The organism is Sulfurimonas sp. (assembly GCF_026991475.1).
Taxonomy (GTDB): Bacteria; Campylobacterota; Campylobacteria; order Campylobacterales; family Sulfurimonadaceae; genus Sulfurimonas.
On the sequence record NZ_JALXBK010000038.1, the window covers coordinates 1 to 7,146 of the forward strand.

9 protein-coding genes are annotated in these 7,146 nt (G+C 36.4%); 6 read left to right on the top strand and 3 right to left on the bottom strand.

The window, feature by feature from the left end:
* From MV589_RS02625 to MV589_RS02635, 3 genes are all read left to right on the top strand, one after another.
* Positions 1-1,299 (top strand): multiheme c-type cytochrome (locus MV589_RS02625; protein ID WP_297431766.1); only part of this gene is annotated, 1,299 nt, incomplete at its 5' end.
* Positions 1,300-1,306: 7 nt separating this feature from the next.
* Positions 1,307-1,405: an arsenate reductase/protein-tyrosine-phosphatase family protein gene (locus MV589_RS02630; protein ID WP_297431781.1), complete on the top strand. Its 99-nt coding sequence runs from the start codon at positions 1,307-1,309 to the stop codon at positions 1,403-1,405.
* A 178-nt stretch (positions 1,406-1,583) separates the two neighbouring features.
* Complete coding sequence (locus MV589_RS02635; RefSeq protein ID WP_297431768.1) at positions 1,584-2,822, top strand: bifunctional diguanylate cyclase/phosphodiesterase; 1,239 nt, start codon at positions 1,584-1,586, stop codon at positions 2,820-2,822.
* Between the two features lie 3 nt (positions 2,823-2,825).
* Here the strand turns inward: MV589_RS02635 and MV589_RS02640 are convergent, their stop codons facing one another.
* From MV589_RS02640 to MV589_RS02650, 3 genes are read right to left on the bottom strand one after another with little or no spacing between them, the layout of a single operon-like run.
* A complete protein-coding gene (locus MV589_RS02640) occupies positions 2,826-3,242 on the bottom strand; it encodes a hypothetical protein (RefSeq protein WP_297431770.1) in 417 nt (138 codons plus the stop codon).
* A complete protein-coding gene (locus tag MV589_RS02645; protein WP_297431772.1) occupies positions 3,196-3,744 on the bottom strand; it encodes a helix-turn-helix domain-containing protein in 549 nt (182 codons plus the stop codon). Before MV589_RS02645 ends, MV589_RS02640 begins: the two co-directional genes overlap by 47 nt.
* Positions 3,745-3,754: 10 nt before the next feature.
* Positions 3,755-4,636, bottom strand: coding sequence for a DUF234 domain-containing protein (locus tag MV589_RS02650; protein ID WP_297431774.1), 882 nt, complete (start codon positions 4,634-4,636; stop codon positions 3,755-3,757).
* A gap of 104 nt (positions 4,637-4,740) precedes the next feature.
* On the opposite strand from MV589_RS02650, the gene MV589_RS02655 reads away from it, so the two are divergent.
* From MV589_RS02655 to MV589_RS02665, 3 genes are all read left to right on the top strand, one after another.
* A complete protein-coding gene (locus MV589_RS02655; RefSeq protein ID WP_297431776.1) occupies positions 4,741-5,025 on the top strand; it encodes an HvfA family oxazolone/thioamide-modified RiPP metallophore in 285 nt (94 codons plus the stop codon).
* A 181-nt stretch (positions 5,026-5,206) separates the two neighbouring features.
* Positions 5,207-5,647, top strand: coding sequence for an HvfX family Cu-binding RiPP maturation protein (locus tag MV589_RS02660; RefSeq protein ID WP_297431778.1), 441 nt, complete (start codon positions 5,207-5,209; stop codon positions 5,645-5,647).
* Positions 5,648-5,650: 3 nt separating this feature from the next.
* Positions 5,651-7,146 (top strand): glutamate synthase-related protein (locus tag MV589_RS02665; protein ID WP_297431780.1); only part of this gene is annotated, 1,496 nt, incomplete at its 3' end.

Consider the following 7,146-nt stretch of genomic DNA (forward strand, 5'->3'; position numbering starts at 1 on the left):
TTTTTATTATTGGTGCTGCTTGTTGGTATTGGAGTGGGGTATTATCTCTATAAAAAAGAGGGAAAAATTCTTCCTTACTATGAACAACTGACACAAAATCATGTTGGTGTTGAGGTCGATTTGCAGGATAATGCACAAAAAAAAGCGCACTTTGTCGGCTCAGATAAGTGTCAAAAATGTCATAAAAAGAACTATCATGAGTGGTCACACTCTATGCACCCACGAATGATTCAAAATGTGGAGAAAAATGCTTCTGTAGTTGTAGGTAACTTTACAAAATTGCCTTCTGATGCGAATTTTATGCTTAAAGATGTCATTTATACTATTGGAGGAAAATTCAAACAGCGTTATATGCTTGAAAAAGATTTTAACGGCACAAAAGATTATGTGGTTGGAAATTATCAATGGAATACGCAAACTGGTAAGTGGCAACACTACAAAACATGGCACTACTGGTATAAAAATGCCTACCCTCATGACAATATGAAAGTGCCGACTTCAAAAACATGTGATGGCTGTCACTTTACGGGGTATATGTCGGAGCAAAAACGTATTGAGCCGGGGATTGGGTGTGAAATGTGTCATGGACCGGGTTCAAACCATATCAAAAATCCAAAATCAGAGGTTTATCTTGCTGCACTTGCCGATCCTGTACGCCAAAATGAGGTCTGTCTGCAGTGTCATATGAGAAATCGCGACAACCGTCTTAAAGATGAGAATATGAGCCAGATTTATGATGATGCAATTGACTACCCAATAGGTTACGAAGCAGGGCGTTCTTTGGCGAAGTATAAAATGGTAGCACCATTTGAGATGGGGCATGAAACGGGTGAGTTCTATGCAAATGGAATGGGAAAACATAACCGTACACAAGGGAATGAGTATGTGCACTCTATGATGAGTAAACATGGCATCACCTGCATCAACTGTCATAATCCACATACACTCGCACCAACTGCAAAAAACAATACAGGAAATGCGCTTTGTATGAAGTGTCACTCTTTTGGCTCTCCAATTGGACCGCATGAGGAGACATTAAGTGCGCATACACACCATAAAGCTGACTCAAAAGGAAGCCTCTGCGTTGAGTGCCATATGCCAAAAGTAGGACGCCATACAGGAAAATCACCACTAACAGTGCGTTCACATATGTTTGGCTTTGTAACACCTGCAGAGACTTTGAAGTATAAAATGCCTAAAAAGACAAATGCCTGTTACGCGTGTCATCAAGATAAAAGTATGAAAAGCCTGCAAAATGATTTAGAAAAATGGGGTATGGTTAGCTGGGATAAACGCTAGAAAAACTATTCTTTTTGTCTATCTTGGAAATATCTGCCATTCTCCCTTGGCAGAAGGCATTACTCGGCGCTACATCGAAAAAAATAAACTTGACATGAGTGAGTGAAAGAGCTGCCGACTACTTCACTATCAATTTAAAATTATTCCCCCTTATTTTCCCTTATCAAGTTTTACACATTTACTGCTTATGGGCATATTTACAAGAAAAAACTTACCATTTTTGCTCTTCTTTGAATTTTGTTTCTCTTATATACTGCTTTTATGATTAAAAAGGAGGGCGTACAATGAAAGATGAAATAATTCAAGATTTCAATAGAGATCCATTAACACACCTCTATAATAGAGCAAAATTTAATGAAGATTGTGCAGCTAGAGATGAAAATACATTGATATTGATTGACATAGTAGGCTTTAGTAAAATAAATGAAAATTATGGCTATAAAATTGCTGATTCCGTGCTTATAGAGTTTGGGGCATTTTTACAAATAATGTATCATGATGATTACACTATTTATCATCTTGGAAATGACCTCTTTGGACTTATACCACACCTAAACGCAGTAGATAATATATTTAAGCGTGTAAAAGCAATTCGCAGTGATATTTTGAAAATAAAAATTATCACAAATAATTTTAACAACAGCGTTGCTATCTCAATAGGGGTTGCTTATCAAAATGAACATAATTTATTGAGAAAAGCTGAGTTGGCACTTAAAGAAGCACGAAACAGTGGTATAAATAAAATCAAATACTACTCAGATGATTTGAAAATTTTAAAAAAGATAGAAAACACTAATAAATGGGTACCAATAATTCAAGAGCAGATTGAAAAAGAGTCTTTTTTGGTTTATTATCAACCAGTATATAATCTTAGAACCTATACAATAGATAAATATGAGACACTTATACGAATAAAACATAAGGGTCAAATCTATTCACCTGGATTATTTATTCAAGCAGCTTATGATGCTGGATTTATGTATGAAATATTTAAGTTTATGTTCATTAGTGCATGCAAAAAAGTAAATAAGAAAAATGTGAAGCTGAGTGTAAATATTGGAACGCAAGAGCTTGAAAGAGATGACTTATATGATTTTATAAAAATAAATATAGAGAAGTATGGTATAGCTACAAATAAACTTTCAGTTGAAATTCTTGAGTATAACTCTATTGCAAAAAATAGTGCTATTCACGAAAATATTCTTAAAATTTATAAACTGGGTATAGCAATTATAATAGATGACTTTGGTGTAAATTGTTCTAATTTTTCTCAACTGCAAAATTTACCTATAAGCATTATAAAAATAGATGGTTCATTTATTGAAAATATAGCCAGTTCAAAAGAGAGTCAAATAATTGTCAAAACAATACAGACTTATGCAAGAGAGAAAAATATAAAACTTGTAGCAGAATATGTTGCAAGCAAAGAAGCTCTTAGTAAGGTAATGGAGTTAAATATTGAGTATGGGCAGGGAAACTATCTTGGAGCAGCACAAGAGCAGATAGATGAGTTTTATTTATAGTATTTAATCTGTACACTCCTCTTTTTGAAAAAGCATTTTAAGTACCGATTCATTGACGAGGACTTTGCTAAGCTTTTCCACATAAGAGTCTAAGTCTCCCTGTTCGGTTGTTGTAGTGTTGTAGTGTTTTAGGTTTATGTTTTGGAGTAGTTTTTTTGCGCCATTTAAAAGAGTTATGGAACCTACCTCTTTTATTTTTTGTTGATTTGCTATGAGGTGAGCGTAGTTGCTTATTATGAGAAGAGAAGAGATTTTGTCATTATGTGCAAAAAAGGTTAAAGGCATATCACATCCCATTTCGTCAAAACTTGCAAAATCATCGGCTGTAATATCTTTAAATTCTATTTTAAAATTGAGTAGATTGTGGAATACTTTAGGCTTTAAACGCAGTGAAAAAAAACATTCCCGCAAACTCTTCATGGTATTGTGCATATATAAAGAAATTATTTGGATTTAGAGACCACTCTTTTATTGTTTGGATTGAAAGGTTGTACGCATTATTTGTGAGACCTAAAATAGTGGAGTATGGCATTGCCAAAGCTTTGTCAATATCTTTTGCCTGATTTATATGGCTAATCGAAGCATATTTTATATTAAAGAATGATGTTGGAGCGTTTAATATATGCTCTTTTGATGTTCCAAGCAGATTTTTCACACCGATTTTACAAAGCTTTTCTTCTATAGATTGGCGTTCATCCCCTTCAAAACATGAGAGTATAAGCCCACTTTGTGTTTGAAAAAATTTTAGTATTTGAATCTGTTTATCGGTATTTGGTTTAGTAGTATTTCTCTCCCAACGACTTAAAGTACTAATATCTAAACCTTTAAACAAATCATCAAAAAAATAGAGCTTTTGCACTAATTCCTCTTGTGTAAAATTATAATTTTCACGACATGTTTTTAAATAAATACCAAAAATCATAGGAATCTCGCTAAATGAGTGACTTAAAATTCTTTAGTGTATAGAGTTTCAGGTTTTCACCTTTTAGTTTTTTAAGTTCACTTGAGAAGCCTTTTTTTGCTACGATGACAAAAATGTCTGCGTTTATGTTTGCTTCTGCGCAGAGCTCTTGAAGTCTGTTTAACTCACTTTTTTTGACTTTTGAGTTTGTGTATTTCGTGATGCCGACTATGGTCTTGCCAGATTCTGTTTTGGCATAGATCTCAAACGCAGCGTTCTTGTCCCAGTAATCAGATATTGCTTCTATTTTGTCCTCTTCTTTAAAGCTCTCTTGTATGAGAGCATGAGAGAGTTGTGTGAAAATGAGGTTCGTAAACTCTGCTTCACGGTTCTCCCAACGCTTTTTTACCTCTGTGTAATCTTTGTCCCGAATGCCTTTAAAAAGTGGTGAAACAAAGGCAAACCAAAAACGCAAAAATGGAGTAGTAAAGTAAAGTTTGTTGTCGAGCTGTTCATTCTCAGCCCATGAGGTAAACTCTTTTTTTGGTTTTTCCACGTAGATAATGCCACGTTCAACAAGCTCCTCAACAGCCTTGTCCCCCACCTCTTTGTCAAGCTTTGCCCGTTTGTAGCTTGAGTGTGTTTTACCATCACCCATAGCAATGGCACTTAAAAGAGAGTGGTACAAAGGAGCACCAGATGTGATGTCATTTACGTCATTACGGATGTAAGAGTAGTCATCAAGAATGAGTTTTTCAATAAGCTCATAAGAGGGCTTAGAAGTCTCTATGTCACCCCAGCCGACACCACCGAAGATGGCAAATTTTTCAACAGCATCTTCGAGTGTTTTAGGCGTATGCTCTTTGTAAAATATTTGAAACTGTTTTGCAAGTGGTTGCGTTTGTGATAACATTGGTAACCTTTTTATAATTCTTCGCGTATTATACACCATAACTACACAAAGACTACACATTATTTCTATACAATGCTTCAAAACAACAACACAAAGGATGGATTATGAAAAAGTTAAATTTAGCGGCAATGCTTTTAGGAGCAGCGTTATTTACAGGTTTAGGTGCAGTTTCACTTAGTGCTAGCGGTATGAAATGTGGTGCAGGTAAGTGTGGTTCTTCTATGGAAAAACCGGCAAAAAAATGTGGCTCAGGTAAATGTGGCGCACAAAAGAAAGCAGCAAAGAAATGCGGAACATCTAAAAAAGGGATGTCAGGCAAATGCGGTGATGCTAAAAAGGCAGCGAAAAAATCTATGAAATGTGGTGCAGGTAAGTGCGGTTCTAAGTAGTCTAACTCTTTTAAAATACTCCTAGTTAAGCAGTAAGAACTTCCCCTTTTCTTCTGCTTGGACTTATTTCTCTTGTGGCATCATTTCTCTCTTATCTTTTCAGTTTTTTCAGTTTTTGGCAGTACACATATGCTACACACTATACAGTTACAATACTCTTAATTAAACGAAGGAGTTTATTATGTGTATCAAAGATATATATCTCGAATATTCTCGATTGAGTGAATATTTCAAATCCTTAAGTCTGCTCGTAGCAAGGCTTTTAGTTGCGTATGGTTTTTATGAACCAGCTATGATGAAATGGCAAGATATGAAGTCTGTTGCGGAGTGGTTTGGCTCTATGGGCATTCCATTTCCAACGCTCAATGCATACATGGCTGCAAGTACAGAGATAACAGGCGTGGTATTACTTACTTTAGGACTTTTTACCCGATTTATCTCTATTCCGCTTATCATTATTATGATAGTAGCCATTGTAACTGTGCATTTAGGCAATGGATTTTCAGCAGGAAATAACGGCTTTGAAATCCCACTTTACTATATGTCATTTTTGCTTATTTTCTTCTCTCACGGAGCTGGAAAATTTTCACTTGATCGTATAATCTTTGGAGAAAAAAACTAGGTCATGGAAGCACTTGTCCACTTTACACATGAAATAGGGGAGATGCACTTTCCTATTTTAATGTTCTTGATGAAGGCATTCTTTGCTCTTTTTGTCATTGTCTCAATTGTTTTATTTATCTATGATAAGTATATTCAAAGAGAAAATCAATTGCTTATAAATTATCCGCTTATTGGGCGTATGCGTTATGTTTTTTATGCACTGCGTGATCCTATGCGACAGTACTTTGGTGATGAGAAGTTCTATGAGTCTTTTGACAAGGTACGCTGGGTATATGACTCAGCAGAGAGAAAATCTGCCTATGCTTCATTTTCCCCTGGTCAGCCGCAAAAGAGTGCGAGAATCTCCATAAAAAATGCTAATTGCGTTTTAAATACCGAAGATGTAAGTGATGAGTTTAGTGTGACCTTTGGTGAAAATTCCCCCATTCCTTTTAAGACAAAGTCTGTGTTTGGCAGAAGTGCGATGAGTGATGGTGCAATTTCACCTGAGGGAACACGGGCATTTACAAAGGGTGCATATCTTGGAAAATTTCCTATAAATACGGGAGAGGGAAGTCTTACTTCTAACTTTTTTTATACACATAAGTACACACGAGAGTGTAAGTTCTTCCAAACGCAGGAGGGGACATTTTTTGCAAAAGGTATCTACCGTTTCTTACGTTTTTTTCTTAATGATGCGATTGCACAAAAGGTCTATAAGCATATGGTTGTGGACTCCAAAGCATCGGACAGTTACCTCTTTAACCAAAAAGAGATGCTATTTTATCGGGTAAATTGGGATGCACCTTTGGATGTTTTTCCAACTGTTGTGCCTGATGATATACCAGATATTATTTTTCAAATGGGCAGCGGACTTTACGGGGTACGTGATAAAGATGGAAACTTTTGTGAAACAAGGTACCAAAAGACAATGCGCTTTTGTAAAATGACAGAGATAAAAATGGCACAGGGTGCAAAACAGACAGGTGGAAAACTACTCGCTTCTAAAGTAAGTGAAGAGGTAGCTTACTACCGTGGGGTGGAAGCACATAAAAACCTCTTTAGTCCAAACCAATTCCCCTACGGGCATAATTTAGAAGAGCTTTTTGATTTTATGGGACGACTTAAAAAGCTCTCTAAAAAGCCTGTAGGTGTAAAAATAGTTATCTCATCTGCTGCTGCGTTTGATGAGTATGCAAAACTTCTAAAAGAGCGTTTGGATGCAGGGAGTGATGCTCATCCTGATTTTATAACTATTGACGGAGGTGACGGCGGGAGTGGCGCTGCACCTTTGGAGATGATGATGAGAGTTGGAATGAACATATCAAAAGCGCTCTATATTGCAGACAGGGCGCTCAGGCGTGAAGGTGTGCGTGAGAGAGTAAAACTCATAGCGAGTGAAAAGGTGCTTACTCCTGATGATGCCATTGTTCTTTTTGGCATCGGGGCTGATTATGTGGCTATTGCGCGTGCATTTATGATGAGTGCGGGGTGTATAAGAGCGCGTGAGTGTTCGGG

Coding starts and splice junctions, on each gene's coding strand:
- MV589_RS02635 (WP_297431768.1), top strand. CDS start 1,584: ATGAAAGATGAAATAATTCAAGATTTCAATAGAGATCCATTAACACAC.
- MV589_RS02660 (WP_297431778.1), top strand. CDS start 5,207: ATGTGTATCAAAGATATATATCTCGAATATTCTCGATTGAGTGAATAT.
- MV589_RS02640 (WP_297431770.1), bottom strand. CDS start 3,242: ATGAAGAGTTTGCGGGAATGTTTTTTTTCACTGCGTTTAAAGCCTAAA.
- MV589_RS02655 (WP_297431776.1), top strand. CDS start 4,741: ATGAAAAAGTTAAATTTAGCGGCAATGCTTTTAGGAGCAGCGTTATTT.
- MV589_RS02645 (WP_297431772.1), bottom strand. CDS start 3,744: ATGATTTTTGGTATTTATTTAAAAACATGTCGTGAAAATTATAATTTT.
- MV589_RS02650 (WP_297431774.1), bottom strand. CDS start 4,636: ATGTTATCACAAACGCAACCACTTGCAAAACAGTTTCAAATATTTTAC.